The 25736-nt window shown below is 60.3% G+C and carries 20 protein-coding genes; 16 read left to right on the forward strand and 4 right to left on the reverse strand.

Going from position 1 to position 25736, the window contains the following annotated elements:
* Positions 1–31 precede the first annotated feature (31 nt).
* The 12 genes from JOY50_RS12070 to JOY50_RS12125 all read left to right on the forward strand — a co-directional run bounded on the left by JOY50_RS12070 (position 32) and on the right by JOY50_RS12125 (position 17402).
* A complete protein-coding gene (locus JOY50_RS12070) occupies positions 32–1657 on the forward strand; it encodes a mechanosensitive ion channel family protein (protein ID WP_243055222.1) in 1626 nt (541 codons plus the stop codon).
* Positions 1654–3339: an aspartate-alanine antiporter gene (aspT, locus tag JOY50_RS12075; RefSeq protein WP_243055223.1), complete on the forward strand. Its 1686-nt coding sequence runs from the start codon at positions 1654–1656 to the stop codon at positions 3337–3339. Before JOY50_RS12070 ends, aspT begins: the two co-directional genes overlap by 4 nt.
* A 20-nt stretch (positions 3340–3359) precedes the next feature.
* The gene (locus JOY50_RS12080; protein WP_243055224.1) at positions 3360–5684 is read left to right on the forward strand and encodes a tetratricopeptide repeat protein; all 2325 of its coding nucleotides are present in this window, start codon (positions 3360–3362) and stop codon (positions 5682–5684) included.
* Between the two features lie 68 nt (positions 5685–5752).
* Positions 5753–6727, forward strand: a complete 975-nt coding sequence (locus tag JOY50_RS12085) for a MoxR family ATPase (protein WP_243055225.1) — start codon at positions 5753–5755, stop codon at positions 6725–6727.
* A 10-nt stretch (positions 6728–6737) separates the two neighbouring features.
* Positions 6738–7688 carry a DUF58 domain-containing protein gene (locus JOY50_RS12090; RefSeq protein ID WP_243055226.1) on the forward strand — a complete coding sequence of 317 codons (951 nt, stop codon included), beginning with the start codon at positions 6738–6740 and terminating at the stop codon, positions 7686–7688.
* On the forward strand, positions 7685–8179 hold the full coding sequence (locus JOY50_RS12095) for a DUF4381 domain-containing protein (protein ID WP_243055227.1): 495 nt from the start codon (positions 7685–7687) through the stop codon (positions 8177–8179). Before JOY50_RS12090 ends, JOY50_RS12095 begins: the two co-directional genes overlap by 4 nt.
* Complete coding sequence (locus tag JOY50_RS12100) at positions 8166–9167, forward strand: VWA domain-containing protein (protein WP_243055228.1); 1002 nt, start codon at positions 8166–8168, stop codon at positions 9165–9167. The genes JOY50_RS12095 and JOY50_RS12100 overlap by 14 nt, the downstream gene beginning before the upstream one ends.
* A gap of 2 nt (positions 9168–9169) precedes the next feature.
* A complete protein-coding gene (locus JOY50_RS12105) occupies positions 9170–10765 on the forward strand; it encodes a VWA domain-containing protein (protein WP_243055229.1) in 1596 nt (531 codons plus the stop codon).
* Positions 10762–12081 carry a BatD family protein gene (locus JOY50_RS12110; RefSeq protein ID WP_243055230.1) on the forward strand — a complete coding sequence of 440 codons (1320 nt, stop codon included), beginning with the start codon at positions 10762–10764 and terminating at the stop codon, positions 12079–12081. Before JOY50_RS12105 ends, JOY50_RS12110 begins: the two co-directional genes overlap by 4 nt.
* Positions 12082–12122: 41 nt before the next feature.
* Positions 12123–13175, forward strand: a complete 1053-nt coding sequence (locus JOY50_RS12115) for an HAD family phosphatase (protein WP_243055231.1) — start codon at positions 12123–12125, stop codon at positions 13173–13175.
* Positions 13176–13225: 50 nt separating this feature from the next.
* The gene (locus tag JOY50_RS12120; RefSeq protein WP_243055232.1) at positions 13226–14794 is read left to right on the forward strand and encodes an arylsulfatase; all 1569 of its coding nucleotides are present in this window, start codon (positions 13226–13228) and stop codon (positions 14792–14794) included.
* Between the two features lie 79 nt (positions 14795–14873).
* A complete protein-coding gene (locus JOY50_RS12125) occupies positions 14874–17402 on the forward strand; it encodes a fused MFS/spermidine synthase (protein WP_243055233.1) in 2529 nt (842 codons plus the stop codon).
* 69 nt (positions 17403–17471) lie between these two features.
* Here the strand turns inward: JOY50_RS12125 and JOY50_RS12130 are convergent, their stop codons facing one another.
* Entirely contained in the window at positions 17472–18266 is a 795-nt protein-coding gene (locus JOY50_RS12130; RefSeq protein ID WP_243055302.1) for a transporter, read from the reverse strand.
* A gap of 130 nt (positions 18267–18396) precedes the next feature.
* On the opposite strand from JOY50_RS12130, the gene JOY50_RS12135 reads away from it, so the two are divergent.
* The 4 genes from JOY50_RS12135 to JOY50_RS29265 are packed head-to-tail and all read left to right on the forward strand — an operon-like array spanning position 18397 to position 19599.
* Positions 18397–18648 carry a hypothetical protein gene (locus JOY50_RS12135; RefSeq protein WP_243055234.1) on the forward strand — a complete coding sequence of 84 codons (252 nt, stop codon included), beginning with the start codon at positions 18397–18399 and terminating at the stop codon, positions 18646–18648.
* Positions 18555–18878: a DUF1254 domain-containing protein gene (locus tag JOY50_RS12140; protein WP_243055235.1), complete on the forward strand. Its 324-nt coding sequence runs from the start codon at positions 18555–18557 to the stop codon at positions 18876–18878. Before JOY50_RS12135 ends, JOY50_RS12140 begins: the two co-directional genes overlap by 94 nt.
* A gap of 15 nt (positions 18879–18893) precedes the next feature.
* Positions 18894–19394, forward strand: coding sequence for a hypothetical protein (locus JOY50_RS12145; RefSeq protein ID WP_243055236.1), 501 nt, complete (start codon positions 18894–18896; stop codon positions 19392–19394).
* Complete coding sequence (locus tag JOY50_RS29265) at positions 19294–19599, forward strand: phage/plasmid replication protein (RefSeq protein WP_405045982.1); 306 nt, start codon at positions 19294–19296, stop codon at positions 19597–19599. Before JOY50_RS12145 ends, JOY50_RS29265 begins: the two co-directional genes overlap by 101 nt.
* A 347-nt stretch (positions 19600–19946) precedes the next feature.
* On the opposite strand, the gene gmtX is transcribed toward JOY50_RS29265, so the two are convergent.
* From gmtX to gmtY, 3 genes are read right to left on the reverse strand one after another with little or no spacing between them, the layout of a single operon-like run.
* Positions 19947–20615, reverse strand: coding sequence for a gamma-mobile-trio protein GmtX (gene gmtX / locus JOY50_RS12150; protein ID WP_243055237.1), 669 nt, complete (start codon positions 20613–20615; stop codon positions 19947–19949).
* On the reverse strand, positions 20590–23181 hold the full coding sequence (locus JOY50_RS12155) for a VPA1269 family protein (RefSeq protein WP_243055238.1): 2592 nt from the start codon (positions 23179–23181) through the stop codon (positions 20590–20592). The genes gmtX and JOY50_RS12155 overlap by 26 nt, the downstream gene beginning before the upstream one ends.
* A gap of 31 nt (positions 23182–23212) precedes the next feature.
* Positions 23213–24628 (reverse strand): gamma-mobile-trio recombinase GmtY, encoded by a 1416-nt coding sequence (gene gmtY, locus JOY50_RS12160; RefSeq protein WP_243055239.1) that lies wholly within the window; start codon positions 24626–24628, stop codon positions 23213–23215.
* Positions 24629–25736 lie beyond the last annotated feature (1108 nt).

The raw sequence follows: 25736 nt of genomic DNA on the forward strand, positions 1-25736 counted from the left end.
CCGCATGATGATCTGAGGGAGCGCATTGCAAATGGGCAATCGGTTTTTCGCGTGGTGTGCGTCACTGCTGCTTGCTCTGATCCTGCTGCCTGTTCAAGCGCAGGCGGCAGACCAGGTAGCCATCATTTCGGCAGAACCGGCGCAGCTAAAAGTAGGTAACCGCGCCATCATCACCTTCCAGGCTACCTTGCTTGGCGAAACGCCGGCTGCACGGGCACAGCGCGCCGAAGTGGTGATCCGCGAGATCCTCGATGGCAGCGCTGATGGCAGGGTGAGTGTCGATGCCATCCAGGACAGCTACCTGGTGCTGCTGGGCGATCGTCGAGCCTTCATCGTCTCCCCCCAGGACCTTGGCGCCACCGACGCCGACGTCAAGCAGGCAGCCGAGGCAGCAGCACAGCGGCTTCGGCAGGTGGTGGAGGAGTCCGGGCAGGCGCGCAGTGTGCGTTTCCTGTTGATAGCCGCGGGTTTGAGTTGCGCCGCCACATTGCTTTACCTGCTGCTGCTCAAGTGCACGGGTTGGCTACACCAGAAGGCCTTGTCATGGTTGCCCAAGCGCATGCGCAAGCACACCAGCGCGCTACGCATCGGGCAAACCCCGCTCATGGATACCAGCAACCTGTACCCGTTGGTGCGTCGCCTGTTGGCGCTGCTGCGCTGGACGTTGGTGGCACTGCTGACCTACGAATGGCTGACGTTCGTACTGCAGCGTTTTCCCTATACCCGGCCGTGGGGCGAGAGCCTGAACAAATACCTCATCTCATTACTGCGCTATGTGCTCGACGGCATGATCGCGGCCATTCCCGGGCTGATGATCGCCGTGCTCATTTTCTTTCTGGCCCGGGGCTTCAGTGCCTTCAGCAAGCGCCTGCTTGAGCGGCTGTCTCGGCCCGGGACCATTTCCTGGCTCAACCAGGAAACGCTGCAGCCCACCACCCGCCTGACCGCGCTGGCGATCTGGCTGTTCGCTCTGGCGATGGCCTACCCCTACCTGCCGGGGGCTGGCACTGAAGCATTCAAGGGGCTGTCGGTGCTCATCGGCCTGATGATTTCGCTCGGTGCATCCAGCGTGGTCGGCCAGGCCGCTGCAGGTCTGATCCTGACCTACACGCGCACCTTGCGGCCCGGTGAGTTCGTGCGCATCGGCGAACACGAAGGCACGGTGACCGAAGTGGGCATGTTCACCACCAGTATCCGCACCGGCCTTGGCGAGGTGCTGACGCTACCCAACTCGATGATCACCGGCTCCGTGACCAAAAACTATTCGCGGGTGGTGCAAGGGCAGGGCTATGTGGTCGATACCACGGTCACCATTGGCTATGACACGCCTTGGCGACAAGTGGAGGCCATGTTGCTGGAGGCGGCCAGACGCACCCCCGGTGTTGTTGAAGCCCCGGCACCGCAGGTATTCCAGACGGCATTGTCAGATTTCTACCCCGAGTACCGCCTGGTCGCCCAGGCCGTACCGAGCGAACCGCGGCCCCGCGCCGAATTACTCACCGTACTGCACGCCAACATTCAGGACGTGTTCAACGAGTACGGGGTGCAGATCATGTCGCCGCATTATCTGGCTGACCCCGAGCAGGAGAAACGGGTGCCACCCGAACGCTGGTACACAGCGCCGGCGTCGAAACAGCACAAGGATGAGCAGCCATGATCGACTTCATTCTCCATGCCCTGCGCGGCAACCCCGAGATCGCCGTGTTCCTGGCCATCGCCCTGGGTGTGCTGCTCGGTCGCCTGCATATCGGCAGTTTTCATCTGGGCTCTGTGGCGGGCGCATTGTTGGTGGGCCTGGTCATCGGCCAGATCGGCCTGGATGTGCCGGTCGAGCTGAAATCAGTGTTCTTCGTGCTGTTCATCTATGCGGTGGGCTTCAAAAGTGGCCCGGAATTCTTTGGCAGCCTGAACCGCGGGACGTTGAAGCTGGTGGTGTTTTCCTTGGTGCTGTGCGCGACAGCGCTGGGCTGCATCCTGCTGATGAACCTGGTGTACGGTTTCGATGCCGGGTTTACTGCAGGGCTTGGGGCGGGGGCGCTGACCGATACCGCCATCATGGGCACTGCCAGCAGCGCTATCGCCCACCTGAACCTGGCAGATGCCGACAAGGCCCAGCTCAACAGCCATATGGCCGTGGCCTACGCCATTACTTACCTGTTTGGTACCGTCGGCCTGATCGTCTTTGTCGGAACCATCGCCCCGTGGCTGCTGCGCATCGATGTGCGCGCCTCGGCGCGCGAGCTGGAGGCCGAACTCGGCATCGACAACCAGGATGAAGTACTGAGCATTCCGTACACCCGCATTGTGGTACGCGCCCACCATCTGCTGTGCGGACAACTGGTTGGCCGCAGTATCGCTGCCATTGAGCGCGACTACCCGGCGTTGAGCGTCGAGCGGGTGGTGCGCGGTGCGCAGGTGCTGGATCGGGACCCTGCGCTGGTGCTGGCGCCAGGCGATATTCTGGGTATCTACGCGCTGCGTGAGTCGGTTGCGGACCTGGCGCAGCTGGTGGGGCCTGAGATCGATGACCCGCGCTCGTTGTCTTTCCCCACGCGCACAGCGGACATCGTGCTCACCAATGCCACATTGCATGGCCACACGCTGCATCAGATCCGCACCCGTCTGGTGGGGGCAGGGCGCATGGGTTGCTTCATCGACGGTATCACCCGGCAAGGCCTGCAGCTGCCGGCCTTGCCCAATACGGTGCTGCGCCGGGGCGACGTGATCACCCTGACCGGGCGCACCGCCAGCGTCGAGGCGCTGGCCGCCGAACTGGGCAGGATCCGCCAGCGTACCTATAAATCGGACATCGCCGTGCACGCGCTGGGCATGGTGCTGGGTGCCTTGCTTGGGATGTTGTCGACCCATATCGGCATGATCCCGATCGAGTTGGGGGTGGGCGGCGGGGTACTGCTGGTGGCATTGCTGATCGGTTGGTACAACTCCCGCCATCCCGAAATCGGCGGCATGCCGCCCGCCGCACAGTGGGCATTTTCCGAGTTCGGCCTGACCGCCTTTGGTGCTGTGGTGGGTTTGCTCGCCGGGCCCGCCGCGATCGAGGCGATGCGTAGCCAAGGGGTGGCCTTGCTGCTCTCGGGCATGCTGGTGACACTTGTGCCGCCGTTGGTGGCGCTGTACGTCGGGCGCTATGTGTTGCGCTTGCACCCGATGATTTTGCTCGGTGCCTTGGCGGGCGCTCAGACCGAAGCGGCGTCGATGAACAAAGTGATTGAAATGTCCGGCAGCAATACCCCTGTCGTCGGCTTTACTGTGTGTTACGCCATTTCCAACGTACTGCTCGCCGTGTGTGGGCCAATCATTGTGTTCTTCGCAACTTGATCAGCAAATGGAGCGGCTTGATGACGTATGGTTGCGCAGGTTTTTTTCCACTCAAGGGTGGTCGGTGCTGGTTGCTGTTGCTAATGCTGTGGAGCGCCTGCAGCGCGTGGGCAGCAGGCGGTGCAGGCGCATTCCCTGCCTTGGCTGTGGACCGGGAAGGCTACGCCAACGCCGAGACCTGCCAGGGCTGCCATGCCGCGCAGGCTGGCCTTTGGCAGCACTCCGACCACGCCTGGGCGCTGCGCGACCCCAGCGCAGAGAACGTGCTGGGCAATTTCAATGATGTGCACTACGACGCCGACGGCGTGCAGGCGCACTTCTACCGAAAAGGCGATGGCTACTACGTCAGGCTGGAGGGCGAAGACGGTAAACCGGCCGAATTCCAGATCCGCTACACCTTTGGTCACGCGCCTTTGCAACAGTACCTGGTGGAGCTTTCCCGTGGGCGCTTGCAGGCGCTGACCATCGCCTGGGACAGCCGCCCGCAGGCGCAGGGTGGCCAGCGCTGGTTCTCACTTTATCCCGGCCAGCGCTTCACCCCGGATGACCCGCTGCACTGGACCGGGCGCTACCAGAACTGGAACGGCATGTGCGCCGATTGCCATTCGACCCGGCTGGCGAAAAACTACGACGACAAAAACGACAGTTTCGCCAGCACCTGGCAGGAGCAGACGGTGGGTTGCCAGGCTTGCCATGGGCCGGGCCAGGCGCATGTCGACTGGGCGCTTAAACAACAGGGCAGTGCGCCGACAGCACGCGGCGGAAATGGCCTTGAGGTGGACTTCAAAGCACTGGACAGCAAAGGCGTGGTCGAGCAATGCGCCTACTGCCACAGCCGCCGCCAGGGCCTGGGCACCGGGCAGATGCCGGGGCACCCGCAACTCGACCAGAGCCTGCCGGCGACGCTGCGCACCGGGCTTTACCACGCAGACGGGCAGATTGACGGCGAAGTCTACGAGTTCGGCTCGTTCGCCCAGAGCAAGATGTATGGCGCCGGGGTTGCCTGTACCGATTGCCACGACCCGCATACCACCAAGGTGCGTATCGAAGGCAACGGCCTGTGTCAGCAATGCCACAACCCGCTGCCCAATACTGCACGCTTTGCCGGCCTGCAGGCCAAGGACTATGACAGCCCGGCGCACCACCATCACCCTGTGGGTTCACCTGGCGCCCAGTGCGTGAACTGCCATATGCCCACCAAGACCTATATGGTGCTCGACCCACGGCGCGACCACAGCATCCGTATCCCGCGCCCGGACATGGCCGCGCAGAGTGCCGGCCCCGATGCCTGCACGGCCTGCCATCAGGATCAAACCCCGGCGTGGGCGGCCAAGGCCATCGACCAGTGGTTCGCCACCCCCACGCGGCCCAACCATTACGGGCAAACCTTCCACGCGGTGCAGCAAGACCCGATCACCGCCCTCAGCCGCCTGGGCTACCTGCTCGCCGACAAGGCCAACCCTGCCATCGTCCGTGCCACTGCCGCCGACCAGCTTGCCGACCTTGGCCCGGCTGCCACCAGCAACCTGCGCTGGGCGTTGCAGGACAAGGAACCGCTGGTGCGAGCCTACGCGGTATCGGGTTTCACCAGTGTCGAACCCAGCCAGCGCATTCAGGCCCTGATGCCATTGCTGGCGGACCCGACCCGCGCCGTGCGCGACGAGACAGTGAGGGCCCTGGCCGACGTTGCACCTGAGCAGGTGCCCGAGCAGCAGCGCGAAACTTACCGCGGCTTGCTGGCCGACTATGAACGGCGCCTGCGTGGCAACGCTGACCTGCCCGGTGGGCGCCTCAACCTGGCAGTTCTGCTTTCGCGCCAGGGTCGTGACGCCGAGGCCATGCACGAGTACCGCCAGGCCCTGCTTATGGACCCCTATTTCGTCCCGGCGCGGGTCAACCTGGTGACCCTGGCCAGTGCCGGACAGCGGCTTGATGAGGCCGAAACACTGCTGCGCGAGGGTGTGGCCTTGCAAAAAATGCCCGCCAGCGACCGCGGCAACCTGGCCTATATGCTGGCGCTGCTGCTGGTAGAGCGCGGTGATGCCGAACAGGCATTGGGCTGGCTGGACCAAGCGGCTGTGGCGCTGCCCGGCAATGCCCGCATCCGCTACAACCAGGGCCTGCTGCTGTCGCGCATGAACCGTCGTGACGATGCACTGCAAGCGCTGCGGCAAGGCCTGGAGCAGTCGCCCGGTGATCCGGACCTGCTGTACTCGCTGATCTACCTGCACGCCCTGGCCGGCGAGCGCCAGCAGGCATTCGGCTACGTCAAACGCATGCGTGAGGCGGCACCGGATGATCCACGCCTGCAGGCAATCGAGCCCTACTGGCGCCAGGGCGAGTAACCAGGCTTGCGCCCCGGCGCCAGGCGACTACAGTTACACGCTCATGGACGTTGGGCGAGGAGGGCATCGTGACTACTTACGAGCATGTCATCGCGTTGCAAACGGCGGTTGGGCAGAAGGTGCTGGGGCAGGCCGAGACCATCCATCATGTCCTGTTGGGACTTCTGGCCAACGGCCATGTCCTGCTCGAAAGCTTGCCGGGGCTGGCTAAGACACGCACCGTCAAAGCCCTCGCCACCCATCTGGATGCGCAAATGCGGCGCATCCAGTTCACCCCCGATCTGCTGCCGTCGGACATCACCGGCGGGGAGATCCTGCAGCAGAGCGAACGCGGCAATGTCATCGAGTTCCAGCCCGGGCCGCTGTTCGGCAATGTGATTCTTGCCGACGAAATCAACCGTGCGCCAGCCAAGGTCCAGGCGGCGCTGCTCGAGGCCATGGAGGAGCGCCAGATCACCGTGGCCGGCAAAAGCTACCCGATGCCGGGCCTGTTCATGGTGCTGGCTACGCAGAACCCCATCGAGCAGGAGGGCACGTACCCGCTGCCCGAGGCGCAGATGGACCGTTTTCTGATGAAGCTGCAGCTGGACTACCCCAGCCCGGACGACGAAACCCAGGTATTGCGCCTGGTGCGCGCCGAAGACCAGGCGGCGCATGGGCAGCAGGCCGCGCCGGAGCAGCTGGCCCAAGAGGTGATCTTCGCCGCTCGCCAGGCGGTCGGCCAAGTGCACGTCAGCGAAGCGATCGACCGCTACCTGATCAGCCTGATCAACGCTACCCGCCATGGCGCCGAGCATGACCCCGACCTGGGCCGCTGGATCAAGATCGGCGCCAGCCCGCGCGGTGGTATCAGCCTGGACCGGGTATCGCGCGCGCATGCCTGGCTCAGCGGCAGCGCTTTCGTCACGCCGGACGATGTGCGGGCAATCATCCATCCGGTATTGCGCCACCGCCTGCAGCTGTCCTACGACGCCATCAGCGACGGCGTAGGGGCTGACCAGGTGATCGACCGGCTGCTGGATAAAGTCGCCATACCTGCCTGAGGGCAAGCTCATGCCAGTGACCACGCCGCCTGCCGATGGCCACGTCTATACCACCGTGGCGCAGTTGATGGCCCTGGAGCCACGTGCCCGGGGGCTGAGCTTCATTGCCCGCCAACCGCTGTCGAGCATCCTTGCCGGCAACCATGCCTCGCGCTTGCGCGGCAGGGGCCTGAGCTTCGACGAGTTGCGCCGCTACCAGCCGGGCGATAACCTGCGGCATCTGGATTGGCGCGCTTCGCTGCGCCACGGCAAGCCATTTGTGCGCAGTTTTACCGAAGAGCGTGACCGGCCGACGCTGGTGGTGGTGGACCAGCGCATGAGCATGTATTTCGGCTCGCAGCGCTACTTCAAGTCTGTCACGGCGGCTCATCTGGCGGCGCAGTGTGCCTGGATCGCCTTCCACGCCGGTGACCGGGTTGGCGGGCTGGTGATGGGCGCTGAGCGGGTCGAGCACATCGCGCCACTGCGCAGCCGCAGCCGGATCCAGCATTTTTTTGCGGCGCTGGTGCGTGCCAACCACGCGCTGTCGGTGGCTGGCGCAGACCAGGAACACGACACGCGGTTGGACCAGGTCTTGCGCACGTGTATTGCCAGTGCAGGGCACGATCACCTGATCTGCCTGATCAGCGACTTTGCCGGTGTCAGCGAGCAGACGCTGGGCCTGCTGCGCCAACTACGCAGCCACAACGACGTGATTGCCCTGCTGGTGTATGACCCGATTGCCCTGCAATTGCCGGAACAGGGCCGGCTGACCATCACCCAAGGCTCGACGCAGGCCGAACTGGAGGTGGGGCGCCGGCAAGTGCACCGGCCTTTGTCCGATTTCCTCTCCGGGCGCCTGCGCGATGTGGCCGAGTTGTTGCGCAGTAGCCAGGTACCGCTGATGTCGATCAGTTGCGGCGAAGACAGCCTGGAGCAACTGCGCCGCGAACTGGGGCGCCTGAGCGAGGTTGGCCGATGAACAGCACCGAGGTTCCGGCCATTGATCAACTACAGGAGCTGGCGCCTGGCGCACCGCCGTTCAGCTATGTACCACAGACCTGGGGTTGGGCGGTCGTGGTGGGGTTGCTGGCACTGGGCGTGCTGGTGTGGGCGGTGCTGCGCTGGCGGCGCTGGCAGCGTGATCGTTACCGGCGCGAGGCGTTGGCCCGGCTCACCTGGCTGGAACAGCAGCATGCCGAGCATCGCGCGGTATTGCGCGAGCTGCCCGAACTGATCAAACGGGTGGCGCTGTCGATGCCCTCGGCCCCTGCCGTTGCTGCCCTCAGCGGGCCGCAGTGGCAGGTGTTTCTGCAACAGCATGCTGTGCAGCCCTTACCGGCACATTTGGCCATGCAGTTGCGAATGCTCGCCTACGGGCCAGACACCCAACTGATGGCGTTGCCGGGTGCCGAGGTGCAGGCGCTACTGGCCACCTGCCGACGCTGGATCAGCGATCATGTGGCAGTTTGACTACCCTTGGGTATTCCTGCTGCTGCCGCTGGCGTGGCTGGGTTACCGGCGCCTGCGGCCGTACCATGAGGCGCGCAGCGCCCTGCGTGTGCCGTTTTATGCGGCGATGAGCCGTGCAGTGGGCCTGCCGACCGGCAGGCGCGAAGGCAGCGGCGCGCGCTGGCAGTTGCTGCTCAACTGCGTGGTCTGGGCCTTGCTGGTCGCAGCGTGCGCGCGGCCGGTACTGGTCGAAAAACCGATAGAGCATCAGCAGCCGACCCGCGACCTGATGCTGGCCATCGATATCTCCCAATCAATGCAAGCCACCGACTACACAGGCCCCGATGGACAGCGCAGCGACCGCCTGACGGCGGTCAAGTCGGTGGTGCGCGACTTCATCGCCCGGCGTAAGGATGACCGCATTGGCCTGATCGTTTTCGGCACTGGTGCCTACCCGCAGGCGCCGCTGACCCTCGACCATGCCAGCCTGCTGATGCTGCTGGATGAAGTGGGTATCGGCATGGCCGGGCCGAACACGGCGCTGGGTGATGCCATGGGCCTGACCATCAAGATGCTGCAGCCGGCCAAGGAACATGACAAGGTCTTGATACTGCTTACCGACGGTAACGACACCGGCAGCGCCATCACCCCCGAGCATGCGGCGCGGCTGGCCCACGAGCATGGCATTGTGGTTCACACCATCGGCATCGGAGACCCGGCGGCCACCGGCGAGCAGAAAGTCGACCTCGACGCGCTGCGGCAGATCGCCCAGATCACCGGCGGCAGGTTCTTCCGTGCCGACGACAGCCAGGCGCTGCAGGCAGTGTATGCCACCCTCGACCAGATCACCCCGCACAAGGTGATCACCCTTAGCCATCAGCCCAAGCGCGACCTGTTCATCTGGCCGTTGGCCGCAGCGCTGTGCCTGCTGTTGGCGGTGCACGGACTGGCGTTGCTGTTGGCGGGCCTGCGGGTGTCGGCGGCGGCAGCATCGGCGAAGGAGGGCTGACTGTGGAAATCGACATCAGCGCCTTCCATTTCCTGCGCCCGCTGTGGCTGCTGCTGATCGTGCCAGGGGTTGCCGCGCCGTGGCTGTGGCTGCGCCGCCACGACCTCAAACGCCAACTCAAGGGCTTCATTGCGCCGCATCTGGTCGAGCACCTGGTGTTGCGCCCCGAGGCCGAACGGCGCTTGCGCCCGGTGCACATGTTGGCGGCCTTGCTGATCATCGGCGCGCTGGCAGCAGCCGGGCCGACCTGGCAGCAGGACACCCCGGCGTTTCTCGACAACCGCGCGCCGCTGATCCTGGCCATCGATTTGTCGGCCTCGATGGACGCTGATGATGTCCCGCCAAGCCGCATCGGCGCAGCACGCCACATGCTGCACGACCTGGTGCAGCGCCGGGCCGGCGCGCGCACCGCGCTGATCGCCTATGGCGGCAGTGCCCACCTGGTGCTGCCAGCCACCGACGACCCGGCGCTGCTGGCTACTTTCATTGACGCGCTGAGCACCGAGCTGCTGCCCCAGCCCGGCAAGGATGCGCTGGGTGTGGTCGACCTTGCTGTCAGTCTGCTCAAAGCCGAGCACAGCCCTGGAACCTTGGTGCTGGTTACCGATGGCGCCGATGCCAGCCAGTTCGACGTGTTGGGCAAACGCCTGCATGGTACTGGATTGCAGGTGTTGGTCCTGGCGGTGGGTAGCCGGAGTGCAGGTGTAATACGTACTGCCGATGGTACGCCAAGGCGTGGCGCAGATGGCAGCCCCGTGCAGGCCACATTCGACGAGCAAGCCCTGAAGGGGCTGGCCGATGCCCTCGATGCGCCCTTGGGTAGCCTGACCCTGGATGACGATGATCTCGACTGGATCGAACTGCACGCGCAGCGGCATTTCCAGGCGGTGAGCGGCGATGGGCAACAGGTGCACTGGAAGGATGCCGGTTACTGGCTGTGCTGGCCTTTACTGCTGGTGGCGCTGCTGTGTGTACGCCGCGGTTGGCGGGTCAACTGGCTGGGCGCCGTAGCCATGGCAACGCTGCTGGGCGGGCTGCCCAGCCCGGCGCATGCCAGCGCCTTGCTCGATGCTTTCTTCACCGCCGACCAACAAGGGCGCTGGGCTTTTGAGCACGGGCATTACGACCAGGCCGCCGAGCGTTTCGACGACCCTTACTGGAAAGGCGTCTCCGCCTATCAGGCGGCAGATTACACTGGCGCCGCCGCGTTGCTGGCACCGCTCGACAGGGCGCCGGCGTATTTCTACCGGGGTAACAGCCTGGTGCGTCTGTTCAAGTTCCCCGAGGCGATCACTGCGTATCGCCAGGCTTTGCGCATCCAGCCGGACTTCTCCGAGGCCAAGGTCAATCTGGCCCTTGCCCAGGCGCTGCTTGCCGATTATCAGGACCAGCAGAAGCAAAGTCCCCCGGAGGAGAAGCCTGACAAGGTTGTCGAGGACCAGACCCCAAGCGCCGGCGGCAAGCAGCAGGAGGTGGCCAAGGCCGCTTCCGACCAACGCTGGCTGGATAACCTGGCAACTTCGCCGGGGCAGTTCCTCAAGCGCAAGTTCCAGATCCAGCAGGCGGCGCGCCAGGCACCGCAGGGGCCGCCACCATGAGCCGCTGTTGCTGCCTGCTGTTGCTGCTGTTACCGGCCTGGCTACTGGCCGCCGAGCCCGAGGTGCGTATCGAGCAGCGCCTGGTACCCGCTGGCGAGGTGCTTGCCGGTGCTACCGTCGAGTTGCAGATCGACCTGCTGGTCGACACCTGGTTCACCGATGCCCCGCAGCTGGCCGCACTGTCGCTGCCGGGCGCAGTGGTCAGCCCGCCCTCTAGCGAGGCTGAGCATTTGAACCGGCAGTTCGATGGCAAACCGTTCTTCGGTTTGCGCTTCCGCTACCGGGTCACCCCGCAAAACCCCGGGCGTTTTCAGATACCGGCGCTTACGTTCACCGTCCACCCCGGGCAGGCCAGCGTGCCGGTAACCCTCAGCAGCCAGCCACTGGCATTCACGGCCAAGGGTGCGCCTGCCCAGTCAGGCGCGCCGGCCGATCAAGTGCTGGTGGCCAATGACGTGACCTTCACCCAGGTGGTTACCCGCTCGCACGATCCGCTGCGCCAGGGCGACACCATTACCCGCAAGCTGCGCGTGGTGGCGCAAGGTACCGAGGCCATGTTGCTGCCGGCCACACCGATGGCTGAGGTCGATGGCCTCAAGCGCTATGTCGCGGCGCCAAACGTCAAGCCGCTGACCGATGGGCGTGGCGGCACCACAGGCGGGGTCCGTGAAGACACCGTAAGCTACGTCGTCAGCACCCCAGGGCACTACCGTCTACCGGCCATCGAACTGCGCTGGCGCGATGCGACCAGCGCTGAATTGCACACGCTCAGCGTGCCCGCTGTGGATATCGAGGCGACCCAGGGTGGCTACCAGGCGCCTTTCTCGATCACCGATGACCTGCGCGAACTCGGCCAGCGCGGCCGGGTAACCATTGCCGGGCACTGGCTGGGCCTTGCTGCGGCGGTGCTGCTGTTGGCAGGCCTGGGCTGGGTACTTCGGGCCAAAGGCACCAGCGCCCTGGGCCACTGGCGCGCCTGGCGTGCGCAGCGTCGGCAGCGTTGGCTGGACTCGGCGGAGTACGCCTGGCGCCAGGCGCGGCAGCAGTGCACCGATCAGCCGCCACGGCTCGATGGCCTTTATTTGTGGGCACGCCGCGCAACCGGCGCGACTACGCTATGCTCTTTGGCGGAGCTTTTTCCACGCGCATCTGATAATCGTTTGCCGGCTTTTTTCAGCGCTCGCTACAGCCGTTCAACCCCAGGCACACCAACGGTTGACCTCGAGCAACTGTTACCCAGGCAAACCCGTAGGCAAATCCAGCAGCATCAGGTCAAAAAGCCCCGGCGGCACGGGTTGAAGCCGTTGAACCCATAAGCCGGTAAATGCAGGCTTGCGCCTCGTGGCAGGGAGGGAACATGCGTCAGTCATATGCCCAACGTCGTTGGCTGCAGACAGTACTTTGTTTGCTATTGGTTGTTCCGCTACTGGTGCAGGCCGGTGCTGATCCGCTGCCTTCCTGGCGCGAAGGGCCATCGCGCCAGGCCATCGAGGCATTCGTCGATGCAGTGACCGAGCAGGGCGGCAAGGACTTTGTGCCAGCCCCAGAACGTATCGCCGTGTTCGACAACGACGGTACCCTGTGGAGCGAGCAACCGCTGTACTTCGAGGTGCTGTTCGCCATGGACGAAGTCAAGCGCCTGGCTCCGCAGCACCCGCAATGGCGCAACGAGCAGCCGTTCAAGGCGGTACTTGAGAACGACCACAAGGCGCTGGCCGCACAAGGCATGGACGGCGTGCTGAAGATCGTCGCCGCCACTCATTCACAGATGAGCACCGAGGCGTTCGTAACACGTGCTGGCAACTGGCTCGCCACTGCCAGGCACCCAACCACCGGCAAGCCCTATACCGAGATGGTTTTCCAACCGATGCTGGAGCTGTTGGGCTACCTGCGCAGCCGAGGTTTCCGCACTTACATTGTCTCTGGCGGTGAAGTGGCATTCATGCGTGCATTCGCCGAAAAGGTCTATGGCATTCCTCCCGAGCAGGTGATCGGCACCACTCTGGCGGCCGAGTTTCGTGATGCTGACGGTCAACTGACCATCCAGCGCCTGCCCAAGCTCGCTCACAACGATGATGGCCCGGGCAAACCGGTGAGTATCGATGCCGTGATTGGCCGCAGGCCAATCCTGGCGTTTGGCAATTCCGACGGCGACCTGCAGATGCTGCAGTGGACCACCGCGGGTGAGGGCCGGCGCTTTGCCGGCCTGGTCCACCACACCGATGCCAGCAGAGAGTGGGCCTACGATAGGCAGAGCAAAATTGGGCACCTGGACAAGGCGCTCGACGCCGCAAAGGCAAAAGGCTGGACGGTCGTCGACATGGCCCAGGAGTGGCGCCGCGTCTACCCGTCCGAGGAAGTTTCACCATCAAGTACCGCAGGCGCACAGCAACCAGCCAGTAGTAGGTAAGTGCACGTAGTCGTGGACGTTCGCAAGTAACGTTAACGGAGAGCGTACTCATGAAGTCCAGAAACGCATGGTTAACGGCCATCGCACTTGCCACCTCGGCGACATTGGGGGCAGGCATAGCTGCGGCCGCGGATAAACCAAATATCCTGGTGATCTTCGGCGATGACGTTGGGCAAACCAACATCAGTGCCTATTCCAAGGGGGTGGTCGGGTATCAGACGCCGAACATCGACCGCATCGCCAAGGAAGGCATGATATTTACCGATTATTACGCCGAAAACAGTTGTACGGCAGGCCGTTCGACGTTCATTACCGGCCAGGTGGCCAAGCGCACCGGGTTGTCCAAGGTCGGCATGCCGGGCGTACCGGTGGGCCTGCAGGCGCGTGATGTGACCATCGCCCAGGCGCTAAAGGCGCATGGCTATGCCACAGGCCAGTTCGGCAAGAACCATCTGGGCGACCGCGATGAGTACCTGCCCACCAACCACGGCTTCGACGAGTTCTTCGGCAACCTCTACCACCTCAATGCCGAGGAAGAGCCAGAGCGGCCCTATTGGCCCAAGGACGACACCGAGTTCACCAAGGCGACCACGCCACGCGGGGTAATCAAGTCCAGCGCCGATGGCAAGATCGAGGACACCGGCGCGCTCAACAGCAAACGCATGGAAACCATCGACGACGAAACCACCCAGGCGGCGATCAACTTCATCGAGAAGCAGGCCAAGGCCGATAAGCCGTTCTTCGTCTGGATGAACACCACGCGCATGCATGCCTTTACCCATGTGCGCGAAGCGATGAAAGGGCAAAGTGGCATGCCCGGCAACGAGTATGCCGACGGCATGCTCGAACATGACGGCGACGTCGGCAAACTGCTGAAGTCCCTCGACGACCTGAAAATCGCTGACAACACCATCGTCGTCTACACCACCGACAACGGCCCCAACCAGTGGTCTTGGCCGGACGCGGCAACCACGCCGTTCCGTAACGAGAAAAACTCCAACTGGGAGGGGGCTTACCGGGTGCCGGCAATGGTGCGCTGGCCTGGCAAGATCAAGGCCGACTCGGTGAGCACGCAGATGTTCTCGGGGCTTGACTGGTTCCCGACCCTGTTGGCAGTTGCCGGTGATACCGACATCAAGGACCGCTTGCTCAAAGGCGCGGATGTCGGCGGCAAGAACTTCAAGGTGCACCTGGATGGCTACAACCAGTTGGACTACCTGACCGGTAAGGCCGACAAGAGCGCCCGCAACGAGTTCTACTACTTCAACGATGACGGTGTACTGGTCGCCATGCGCTACAACGACTGGAAGGTGGTGTATTGCGAGCAACGCGCGCCGGGCGGTTTCCAGGTGTGGAGCGAGCCGTTCACCTGCCTGCGCGCACCCAAGCTGTTCAACCTGCGCATGGACCCTTACGAGCGTGCCGATGTCGTCTCGGACCAATACTACGACTGGCTGGCCAAAAACGATTACCTGTTCTTCCAGGCAACCCAGAAGGCCGCCAAGTTCCTGCAGACCTTCATCGAGTACCCACCTAGCCAACGGCCGGCCAGCTTCAGCATCGACCAGATCCAGGAGGAAGTAGACAAGAAAATCGAAGAGAAGATGAAGTCGCAGTGATGCTTTGAACGGCGCCCGCTTCCCGGCGGGCGCCTCTACCTTCGCGACGGCAGGTGAGCAACCTGCTAAGGCTCCCGCAATGGCTTCATCGGCAAAAGTTTCGACGCTGGCCGCGAGCGCCGTCATCGATGGTGGCACACCCGCGCTGGCGATTCCTGCAAGCCTGTTGTTCCTTTCTGGCGGCGCGGCGCTGGTTTACCAAGTGTTGTGGATCAAGCAGCTGTCGCTGGTGGTGGGCGTGGAAGTGCACGCCGTCACTACCGGGATCAGCGCTTTTTTTGCCGGGTTGGCGCTGGGTGGGCTGGTATTGGGTCGCCTGGCCGACCGCCTGCAGCGGCCGATCAGGCTGTATGCATTACTCGAATTGCTGGTGGCGCTGCTTGGCATCGCCACTACGTTGGCCTTGGCGAGCAGTGCCGGGCTGTTTGCCCGCCTGGAAGATATGGCCGGTGTTCTGGCCTGGTGCCTGCCCTTTGTGTTGGTCGGGCTGCCCGCCATGCTCATGGGCGCGACCCTGCCCGTACTGCTGCGCGCGCTCAACCCCGGCGATGGCCAGTTGGCACATGCCAGCGGGCGCCTGTATGCCGCCAACACGGCGGGGGGCATCTGCGGAACGTTGCTGGCGGCCTTCGTGCTGCTGCCGGGCTTGGGCGTAATGGGCAGCGCGCTGGCTGCCGCGGGGCTCAACCTGATGGCTGCGCTGGGCGCGTGGGGTGTGCGCAGCACCGCTTTGTCAGTACGCACACGACCGGCGCAGGGCGCCATACCTCGCAACCCGCAGGCGCGGTGGGCAGTGGCGTTGTACTGCCTGGCAGGCGGTGTGGCGCTTGGCTACGAAGTGGTCTGGAGCCAGTCGATCGTGCAGTTCATGAGCACTCGCGCCTATGCCTTTGCCTTGGTGCTGGCGACTTACCTGTGTGGGCTGGTGGCAGGCAGTGCGCTGTATGCCCGCCGTGCTGACCGCTTACGTGACCCGTGGGGCATGTTCGGCCTGCTGATCGCCGCGGCCGGCTTGCTCGCGTTGCTGCAGGTCGCCGGCCTCGGGCGCTGGCTGATCAGTGCCCAGGGCGAGGTGGAGTGGCTGGTGCTGCAACTGACCGGCAATGCACTGGCCGGTATGTGCGCACGGTTTGCCGTTGCCGCGGTGTGCGTGGTGCTGCTGCCGACCACGCTGCTGGGGGCGGCGTTTCCGCTGGCCATGCGCTTGGCGGTGGACCCTGCGCACCTGGGGCGTGACGTCGGCAAGGTGATTGCGTTGAATACCCTGGGGGGCATCGTTGGCGTGACATTGACCGGGTTCGTGCTGGTGCCCGGGCTCGGACTGGTGCGCACCCTGGCGGTGCTCGCCGGGATTGCTGCTGCGATCGGGTTGCTGGCGGTCTGGCGCGGCCATGCGGTGCGCCGGCGCACTGCCCTGGCGGTGGTGGCGCTGGCTGTGGTGACCGTGCTGAGCGGTATCTTCACGCCGCCGTCACGGCTGGCCGAATTGCTGCCGGGTGCACGCAATGGCCAGATTACCTACTACCGCGAAGGCAAAGGTGCGACGGTGGCTGTGGTCAATCAGGGCCGCCCTGGCCGCAGCTTCAACCGGCTGTACATCCAGGGCGTTTCCAATACCGGAGACGCCATGCCATCGCTGCGTTACATGCGCTTGCAGGCGCTGCTCCCGCTGCTGATCCATAGCCAGCAACCACGCTCGGCACTGGTGATCGGCTTCGGCACCGGCATTACCGTCGGCGCCATGCTGCGCTACCCGGGGCTGCAGCGGCCGGTGGTGGCAGAGTTGCTGCCCGAGGTGCTGCAGGCGGCGTCGTTGTTCAAAGGCAATTTTTCAGCCCTCGACGACCCTCGCCTGGACGTGCGCCTGCGCGATGGCCGCCGCGAACTGCTGCGCAGCACCGAACGCTACGACCTGGTGACGCTGGAGCCGCCGCCGCCGTCGGCGGCTGGCGTGGTCAACCTGTATTCAAGCGACTTCTACCGCCTGGCCGCAGCCCGACTGGAAGCGGGTGGGCTGGTGGCGCAGTGGTTGCCGCTGCCGACGCAAAACGATGAAGACAGCCAGGCGCTGGTGCGCAGCTTCATCGATGTGTTCCCGCATGCCTCGCTGTGGACCACGGAGTTCCACGAGATGCTGCTGGTCGGCTCGCTGCAGCCGATGCCTTTGAACGCACCGCGTATCGCCGAGCGCTTCGCACAACCCGCTGTGGCATCCGCCTTGGCCGAGGTGGGCATCGATTCGCCGCAAGCGCTACTTGCCACCTACATCACTGATCGCGCAGGGCTCGAACATTACGCCGGGGCCGCAGCGGCGGTTACTGACGACCATCCTCGCATTGAGTATTCCGCCTGGGTACGTTCGCGCGAAATCACCCGTGTGCTGCCAGCGCTGCTTGCGCTGCGTCAGGCACCGCCATTGCTGGGCGCAAGCCAGGGCTTCAGCGCTGCAGTGGCTGACCAGTGGCATACGCTCGAACGGTTCTACGGGTTGAGCCTGCATGCCTACAACGGCAATCGCCAGGCCTGGGCGCGGGAAGCCCAAGCGCTGGCCCGCAGTGATGGCGACAACCCGTATTACCGCTGGTTTCTGGGGGGGCAGGGGCAGTAGGCTTGGCGCAAGACCCCTGACCAAGCTGTCGATGCTCCCTGCCGAACCAGCGATCCTTGATTTGGCTGATCAGCGTGGAAACAAAAACGTCACGGCCATACGAAAGCCCCAGCCTTGGGGGCTATCATCGGGGCTGTCGAGCCAGTACCGTGGCCCAGCCTGAACCGTGATGGGATGACTACCGATTTTCAACAATTGCGTGACAGTCAGGTTGACCGGCACCGACCATTCACGCGATTGCCAGTTGTAGGTCGACTCTGTGTTGATTCCGTACGTGGTGAGCGTGCTGGTGGTATAGGAGAGAAAGGGTTGCAGGAAGGTTTGATTGACCTTTTCCTTTTCATCCGGGGGGCTGCCTTCCAACCCCCAGATATGATTGGCAAGAACTCCTCGCGTCCACCCATTCGACTGCTTCAACGCGACGGCTGTCGGGCCGAGGCCCCATTGCTCGCTTCCCAGCAACTCATCACTGCCTGTGGGGATCAGCAGCGCCGGGCCTACCCCTAGAATCCAGCCGCTGTCTGTGGGATTTTTTGGCGAGAAGAAAAAACTTTGTGTGATATCGCCGACACCCGACTTGTCCGCAGCTCCATTGGGAGCCAGGCCGTGTTGATCAATGAGGGGCAGGATCGTGCGGGAAATCAGATTCCAGTCATCGTTGAGAGTGAATGGCAGCACCGGTTGGATATTGGTGACGCTGTGCATGCCGTCACCGGTCGGACCTATTTTTTGATCCCAGTTGTATTGCACCGGCAAACTGTACATGGCAGCCACCGGGTTAAGCGCTTTCTTGGCCAGCTCCGCTGAATCTTCGGCGTGAGCCACGGGTATGAACCACAAGGTTATGGCCAGCGTCCCGCACATCCCGTTCCACAGCTTGTCAGTTCGCATATTTCGCCCCTCGGAGAGCCCTGATCATTGAGCCACCGGTTTTGGCTCTGGCAGTTTGTACTCGTTGTACTGCCCGATTCTCGCAACTGCCCCGTTGGCTTGGGTGGGCAAGCAGGAAACACTCGATACCGAGATCGGCAAGCTGGAGTTCGACGGCGGATATCCTACCGAGCCGACCATGAAGCACCTGCTCGACGAAATGGACTTTATGCGCTCCACCCAGGCCTACCTGTGGGGCATCCCTGCCGCTGGCATGATCGAATGGCTAAACGCCCAGACCAACACCTTCAAGATTCGCGATGGCCAGTTGGTGTCGTACCTCACGTCACCCAGAAGCAGAAACAAGGCATCCTGACGCCCAACTTCACCCCCCCCTATACCGCGACGTTGGCCGATCTGTCCAAGACCGGGCCGCTGGTGTTGACCCTGCCGAAAGGCCTGATGGCCGGCATGGTGATGGATGTGCATCAGCGCGTGCTGTCCGACCTGGGTGTGGTGGGCACCAACAAGGGCGAAGGTGGCAAGTACCTGATACTGCCGCCAGGGCATGAGAAAATCGCCCCAGCGGGGTACAACGTAGTGTAGTCCGCGAGCAACATCGTGTTCTTCGGGGTACGCCTGCTGGATAAGGACAAGGCCCAGGCCGTGACAAACCTGGTGCCGCAGATGAGCACCTCGTTGTACCAAGATGGCAAGGAAGGTGAGGCCTGGCCGGTTGTGCCAGCAGGCGAGCAAGTCTGGAGCCAGACCCCACGCACCGGCATGGATTACTGGAAAAGTATCAACCAGCTGGTGCAGACCGAAGTAGGCAATGACCGTGACCGCTTGATGATGGAGTACATGCGCTTCCTCGGCATCGAAAAGGGCGAGCCACTCGAGCCCGATGCCCGGCAGAAGGCCATTCTCGAGAAAGGCGCTGTGGTCGGCCAGGCGATGGCCAAGGCCAACAACTACGCCAAGCGCTTCGAGCCGCCGTTCTGGAAGGACACGCACTGGAAGCATGCGATTACCGTCAGTGTGGAAGTATGGAAATCCATACCAATCAAGGGGGAGGGTAGTCGTACATGCCTTTACGGATTATGGATATCCACACAGCTTTAATCTCACAATCTATCCCCCCAACGAGACAGCCGCCAACGCAACGCATGTATACGTCGTGAAGTGGATGGGGGGCGTTTCTTTCGACCTGGAGAAAAGCGCGGTAAAGACGCATCACGCGAACTTGCGCAAACTGGGTATTGATATCGCGCGGCCTTACGATCCATCCTTCAACTTTTCTGTAAAAGTCGGCGGTTCAGCCGATTAGAGAAGGCTAGGGGAGTTGCACCTCCCCTAGACCTAAACCACCCATGATCTATTTCCATTCGACCTGCGAGTCCATCGACCCCGCAGACTTCTCGAGCCTGACGGTTCTGTCAGTGAAATAGGGCGTGTATCTGAATGGTAATATTCATGTTCCTGTATTCAGGTAATGACAGCTTTTTGAGTGTTCGATGCCGACGACGGCCAGCGGCTCGGATAGCGCGTCACGACTTGAGCGCGCCCTGGGAAAAAGCTGATGGTGACCAGGAACGGACACGCGCGCAGCGAGGGGCAGGCAAAGGATGGTTAGCATATGTACTAACCATCTGCACTGGGCACGTTTGCTCACAGTCACTCAAGTCTCTCTATTTCCTTCAGTATTTTCCTGATAGCAACAACGTATCCGTGCTTGTAGATTTCACCTGATTCCCCTTTTACCTGCCCTGCGCCGGTCACCCTCCAGCCTTGCGCATCGAAAAAATCATCAGAGACCGCCGCACTGAGAGCCGCAATCTCCATGCCACTGAGAACACCCTTCAGCGATGGCAGCAACTGAACTGATTCCCGAGCTGAAGATGTCTGCATCACGTTAGGGCGCCGGTCGATAACAACCATCTGCTGGGATTTAAGGATGTTGAGTTCAGCCAGATATCGCCTACGCTCGGCCAGAACTTGCGTAAACACTGCGCGCAGAGCCGGATCGTCGATACGTCGAACTAACTCATTGTCGCTAGGTATACCCGTTAGCTTCGGCTTCCCAGGAAATTTCCTGTCTGTACCCGCGCTTGCAGCCCAAGCCTCGATTAACTGCCTGAAGCGGAATCCTCCGGCGTTGCGGATCGTCGAGACTGAAGGCCCTCCCGCTTTAACAGATAGCCTGGCGATCGTGGCAATTGAGAAATTGCGGCTACCCGTTTTCTCGTGTGACTTGAGTACAGCATGAAGCACCGCCAATGATCTCGCTTGCTGTTTTGTAGCTTGAGTTGAGAGTTCTTCAAATATCAGTTGCGGATCGATCACGGATAGCCTCCCTTAATTTCTTTGGGGTGGTTGTTATCAGGTCGGAAAGTTTCGTTATCGACTGCTTTGTGACGCGCTCCAATGGCTCCATGGCAACCGGTAGGAGCTTCAAGGCTTCTCCGGTCTCAAGCAGGTTAGATACCTCGCGAAACCCTTCCATTTGGTCTCTAGGGGAGACGGCCAAGGCCATTGATCTCATCATCGCATTTCCAGCTATGAGCTGAAGACGGTCATCCATTCCCAGCAAGACTGGTGCATAACCACCTTGCATCAGCAGTCGGTTAAGAGCACGTGAGCGCTTTTCGATGGCAGGTGTGGTTCTCAGGTCATCAGTCAAATCAGCGTAAATTTCAGAGTTGTCGCAAAGCAGGGATAACTGCCACAGTTCGCTACTGGTTTCGATGAAGGAAATTGGTTGGTGGATGTCCTCCAAGGAGCCGACAGCTACTAGTTTGGTGACCGAATCATGTGAGTCACGGCCTTCCTCAATAGCGACAATCCTGCTGATGATTTGGAAGCAAGAAACTAGATCTTTCGCGTACTCATCAGCCTCTTTGGTCTGTTTCTCAAATCGCCTTTCAGCTTGTTGCAGTTCCCGCTGCATGAGGAAAGGACGTTTCTCCTGCTCAGCGAAGTACCTCTCATCGAGCAAGGCATCGCGCTGTTGCTCAATCTCGACAGCGAGCGAAGAAACTAGCGAGGCTCGATAACTCAACATGTTGAGGTGAGCCACAAGGGCAGGCAAATAGCGCGCATCAGTGATGAGCCACCGACAACGGACGCAATTTTCAAGGCCGTGTGCGACGGGACCATAACTGCCGCTTTTACCGCTCTGAGCGATAAACTCTCCGCCGTTCCAGCATCCGCCGATATTACTCATTTCGTTGGACCGAGCGCTGTTCCCGCCAACAAGGCATAAGCCTATGTGCCGCTGCTCCCAGCCAAGGGCGTTTCTGTTTACTAGCGCAACTTCAATAGCGCCAGCATCAAGGAAAGCCGTTTTAGACTGGACCTGACGCATATCTGCATCTTGAAGAAAAACTTTAAGACCTTCATCCTGCAAATTACATATGCGCTCACTTGCATTTTCCATAACCTTGGATACCATTGCTGGGGTCGGCTTGGCATAGTAAAGGGTCATGATGATCCTGGAGTGACCAGCAATCAGCTTGGAGAGCACTTGGATTGGAACAAGACCTTCCATGGAGTAGCACGTCAAAAGCGAAACACGTAGGCTGTGTAGAGGAAAATGAGTCTTGGTTGGAAGTGCATTTAGTTTTGGATCAACAGGGTGCACTAGAATCAATCTTGAGCCATTCGCCAAAGTCTGGCCTCGAGCAGCAATACGATCCTCCAGCTCAGAAAGCAGCCGATACCAAGGATTGGCTAATGAATAACTTGTAATGGGCTTGTCGCGCTCTCCTTGCGCTGCCGTAGGATCCCGAAAGAGGAAGCAAAATGCGCCCATTTGCTTCTTCTGCTCGTCAGTTTTTACACCGCCGGTGTGCTTATCTCTCAAATCCGAACAAGCAGTTGGGCCATCAATAGGATTATATTTCTCTTGCCAGTTTCTCAGTCGTTCCAGCCAATACAGAACATCTTCGTTCTGCCATGGGATCGTGTAACCGCGCTCACGAGACTCCTTGTTTTGGTCCGCCGTTTTGTTAGTGCTGATGTAGAGACCGGTCATTACCTCGCCTATATCCTGGCTGCGGATACGGCAGAAGACTCCTCGATTCCATGGGTTTTTTTCATGTCCCATTGAGAAACTATGGTGCTGATTGAGAATCCAATCACCTCGCTCGTACCTCCAGGTGTCAGCCTCTCCAGAGTCCAAAAAACGCACTTGATAAGTCCGGAGCGGCAAGTGTAGCTTTATGTACAATGCAACGGATCTAACGGGAGACCAAATTTCGTATCTTTCGTTTTTGTAGCGCCAGACACAGTCTCCATCGGTCTGATCGATGACCGACTGATCTACAGGGAACCAGTCTCCGAAATCGGAGCGTAATTGGCCAGATTGGTAGTGAGCCCACTCCCATTCTCGGAATGTCGACCTAGGCTGAGGGCACAAAATTTCGCGCAGTTCCCTTATGTAAGCATACGGCAAGGGGTTATGCACGGTTTCCGTGGTTAGAGTTTTATGCTTACGCTTGGACAACGGATTCTTGACTAAGGCTATAGGGATACCATGATCATTAGGCTCGCTATAGCTATGTATGATGACCCAATCAAGCAGTTCAACGATCCAGTTCTGATTCTTTACAGCGACGACAGTTGTCATGGATGACTCTAGGAGTGGACCCAACTCGGGTAGAAGGCCGTTCTCACCGCTCTGAAAAAATAGGTCTGGGCTGGTTCCGCCTTGCACTATTGGTAGGTAATTAACCAAAAACCAATTCATTGCGTTTATTTTTACGCCGATGGACCCGGTCTGCGCGGCTATCCAGCCGGACAAAAGTTGACGCCAGCTTTCCCATGCTTCGCCCCGTTCAAGCACAACCCAATTGAAGTTACGGTCTGAAGCGCGACCGTCTCTGGACTGTCGAGGTTTTTTATTACACATATTTCCTCCCTCTATATCTTCCTCGGGGTGATTAGAGATGCGCTAAGGACTCTGTTAAAGCTTCATCCAAAATTTTTAGTGAGAGAGACCCTTTATCTTCATCAGCGTACGCGTTAAGCCTCTCCTCAGCGGATTTTAGTCCAGATGAAATTTCAGAAATGCTTGGCGTGGTATAAACTTTCTGCGATTCTAGGGACGTATGATGCATCGCTTTTCGGATGATCTCAGGGGAGATTTTGGCCCTGCTCAAGCGTCGCCCTAAAGCGTGTCGGTGGCCATGAGTAGATCGGCCTTCGGATTTCGAAGGTGTTTCGCCGATTCGCGCTAGGGCCCGCTTGTAGTTTCCGTTCATCGCCTGAAGAGTGTACGGCTGGCCGATGACGGATTTTTCGTAAGAAACGAAAGCATATGGGTGATTCCGCTCTACGCTGGCTAGATAACGGACATGAACTTTCCAAAGCTTCATAAAAAGTATACTGAAACGTGTAGGAAACCAGTACAGCTGAATGTAATTGTCCGCATGATCAACCAACCTGGTCTTCCATCCAACACGTCTGGTGCCCTGTCTAAGGTTTCTAGCCGTCAGTGCATAATTTTCTCTCAAATATGCTCCACGTGTGATTTGGCCTTTGCTCCCCCTCCAGTTGTCAGGCGCCGCCCCTTCTTCTGGGTGGTAGACTCGCACCATGGCCCCGTCCTCGATCATGGGGTGTTCTGTAACATCCATTACCCATAAGTGTAGAGTGTCGCTTTCGCGCAACCCTGCACCGTGCATCATGATCAGTATCAATTGATCCCGCACTGCGCATCTAGGATCAGAGGCCGCACCGACCCCATCCATATACATTTTTTGGAAAAGCGCCTCAGGAAACGCAACCGCATCACTATCGACTTTGCTGAGTGTGCTCCGCCCTCGGACATTGCGTGCTGTCATGATATTGTCTGCGACTGTTTTGCTTTTAATATGCCCTAGAAAGTTATTGATGTTACGTCGGTGCCAGGCCGCGTAGTTTAGGCGTTGGTCGTGTGTGCTCGCCGTTGTCAGCGGATTCATGCTTGATGTGCCGTATCTGTTGGCGAGGTAGTCAGTTAGCCCCTTAAGTACAGAGATGAACCGATTGGATGTGTTGCGACTGGCTGGAATCCACCCTAAACCAGAGTCGTCGAGCCCATTGTCGTCTATAGTTCCTGTATAAAGATGCGTGGCGAAAGCTTGGAAAAGGTCGCGCGGTTCGGAGAAGCAGTGATGATTGGCCTCCATGTACTCTAGTAGCAGTTTTGTCGCCTGTGCAACCAATCGTTGCCAGCTAGCACTGAGGTGCTGATTGGCTAGCAGGTAGTCAATTAATACAGTAACCGGGCCGCTATCGGCTATAAGAACTATTATTTCACTCTGAAACCCGGAGTCGTCGATAATAATGCGGGCAGTGGATTGTACAATGCTCATTATTTTACCTCGAAGCCATCAAGGGGAATCATAAATAACCCAAAGAATATTAAAATTCTCGCACGCAATGATATGAGAGATCTTTTTTATGTGGGGCGCGAATTGCACGACTGGCGATCCATGTCGGGGTTGTACCTAATAGTGAGGCGGGCTATATTCGTGAGCCCTTCGAGGGCGACGCAAGTTATGAGCATCTCATTATTATATTTTCGCGCAAGTATATTGCATCTACCATAAACCCTATGGGCACTCTCTCCAGGGTCGTTCTCGATTTGGAAAGGGGGTAGCTGAAAACTAGCAGCGAGCGCGAATCCTAGCAAGAGCATTTTTTCTCGCCGGGGCTCACCATTATGTACAGTATTACTATACTTAGTTACCGCTTCCATGCTGATCTCTGTGGCGAGGTAAGCGCGATTGCTCACACCCTGAAAACCCGCTCTAACGTGAGGGTTACGGGGTCGGTGACAATAATGATAGCTCCGGAGTTAAATTTTTGGAGTGAGTCGGTGCGCAATGAAAAATTGCGCCTCTCAACGTAGCGGAAGCCTACCTTCTATGGCGTTGAAGGTGGGCTCCCCTCGTTTTTCGCCCCTGCCGCCGCTCTAAGGCGGGGCCGCGTCCGTATGGGGCCGTTTGTCACGCACTGCAGCTATCAGCCCAGGCTGTGTGAAAGCTGCAGCACCGACTAGGCTGGTTGAAGAACAACCTATATTTCGCGGTTCTATTCGGACTCTGGATTGGCCTGCGTAGCCAAGACTTATCAGATTTCACATAGAAACGCGCCACTCTAAGATACGCTTGCATTTTCTTACAGCCCAGACTAATTGCAGTCGTTCGTGACTGACCCATATCGATCCGTAACGCGCTAGCTCACTAGCCGCCATTCGTGGCTGCCATCCATGTCTATCGCCTTGGCCATTGCTTCGCACTCTGCGTTAGTAAGTCGCCGAACGAAGAGTGATCGTTGGTGAAGGGAACCTGATTGTCGGCGTTGCGAATCTCAGTCGGAATGGCCTTGGCTTGGACGGGCTGAAGCCCAACAATTGTTCGAGCAGCTCTCGACCTCAGATTAGACCACGGTCATCACCAACGATTACCTGAAAGCTAC

Source organism: Pseudomonas sp. BP01, assembly GCF_022760795.1.
Taxonomy (GTDB): Bacteria; Pseudomonadota; Gammaproteobacteria; order Pseudomonadales; family Pseudomonadaceae; genus Aquipseudomonas; species Aquipseudomonas putida_Q.

Excerpts from the sequence above, each read along its gene's own strand:
- JOY50_RS12070 (WP_243055222.1), top strand. The coding sequence starts at position 32 with ATGGGCAATCGGTTTTTCGCGTGGTGTGCGTCACTGCTGCTTGCTCTG.
- aspT (WP_243055223.1), top strand. The coding sequence starts at position 1,654 with ATGATCGACTTCATTCTCCATGCCCTGCGCGGCAACCCCGAGATCGCC.
- JOY50_RS12080 (WP_243055224.1), top strand. The coding sequence starts at position 3,360 with ATGACGTATGGTTGCGCAGGTTTTTTTCCACTCAAGGGTGGTCGGTGC.
- JOY50_RS12090 (WP_243055226.1), top strand. The coding sequence starts at position 6,738 with ATGCCAGTGACCACGCCGCCTGCCGATGGCCACGTCTATACCACCGTG.
- JOY50_RS12095 (WP_243055227.1), top strand. The coding sequence starts at position 7,685 with ATGAACAGCACCGAGGTTCCGGCCATTGATCAACTACAGGAGCTGGCG.
- JOY50_RS12100 (WP_243055228.1), top strand. The coding sequence starts at position 8,166 with ATGTGGCAGTTTGACTACCCTTGGGTATTCCTGCTGCTGCCGCTGGCG.
- JOY50_RS12110 (WP_243055230.1), top strand. The coding sequence starts at position 10,762 with ATGAGCCGCTGTTGCTGCCTGCTGTTGCTGCTGTTACCGGCCTGGCTA.
- JOY50_RS12115 (WP_243055231.1), top strand. The coding sequence starts at position 12,123 with ATGCGTCAGTCATATGCCCAACGTCGTTGGCTGCAGACAGTACTTTGT.
- JOY50_RS12120 (WP_243055232.1), top strand. The coding sequence starts at position 13,226 with ATGAAGTCCAGAAACGCATGGTTAACGGCCATCGCACTTGCCACCTCG.
- JOY50_RS12125 (WP_243055233.1), top strand. The coding sequence starts at position 14,874 with ATGGCTTCATCGGCAAAAGTTTCGACGCTGGCCGCGAGCGCCGTCATC.
- JOY50_RS12130 (WP_243055302.1), bottom strand. The coding sequence starts at position 18,266 with ATGTGCGGGACGCTGGCCATAACCTTGTGGTTCATACCCGTGGCTCAC.
- JOY50_RS12140 (WP_243055235.1), top strand. The coding sequence starts at position 18,555 with ATGGCTAAACGCCCAGACCAACACCTTCAAGATTCGCGATGGCCAGTT.
- JOY50_RS29265 (WP_405045982.1), top strand. The coding sequence starts at position 19,294 with ATGCGATTACCGTCAGTGTGGAAGTATGGAAATCCATACCAATCAAGG.
- JOY50_RS12155 (WP_243055238.1), bottom strand. The coding sequence starts at position 23,181 with ATGTGTAATAAAAAACCTCGACAGTCCAGAGACGGTCGCGCTTCAGAC.
- gmtY (WP_243055239.1), bottom strand. The coding sequence starts at position 24,628 with ATGAGCATTGTACAATCCACTGCCCGCATTATTATCGACGACTCCGGG.